The organism is Tenacibaculum larymnensis (assembly GCF_028829235.1).
GTDB classification, from domain to species: Bacteria; Bacteroidota; Bacteroidia; order Flavobacteriales; family Flavobacteriaceae; genus Polaribacter; species Polaribacter larymnensis.
Map to the genome: position 1 here is coordinate 1 of NZ_JAIWJY010000047.1, position 359 is coordinate 359.

At 34.5% G+C, this 359-nt stretch carries 1 protein-coding gene; it reads right to left on the reverse strand.

The genetic code is table 11. The features are described from left to right. Positions 1–52 precede the first annotated feature (52 nt). Positions 53–359 (reverse strand): tyrosine-type recombinase/integrase (locus LCI24_RS16950; RefSeq protein ID WP_274641429.1); only part of this gene is annotated, 307 nt, incomplete at its 5' end.

Consider the following 359-nt stretch of genomic DNA (forward strand, 5'->3'; position numbering starts at 1 on the left):
GGTTTGTAAGTAGCTCATAAAGTCTACATAATTGGAGGTACTTTTTTTGGTCTTATTCATCGCTAATTGTTTTTAATAAGTGTGTATAGAGTTGTGTAGATGCTAAGCTACTATGTCCTAAAAATGTTTTGATACTCTCGATAGGCACTCCTTTTTCTAATAAATGGGTTGCAATACTATGACGGAGTATATGGGGTGTAATCGACTTTTCTATAATAGCTTTATCAGATGTGGCTTTGGCTATTGCTAATACTCGATTGTAGAGGGTTTGTCCTGTAATTCTACTGCCTTTAGTACTGATAAAAAAAGCATCGCTACTATCAAAGTTGTAAAAGTTTGGACGAGCTTCGTATAAATAG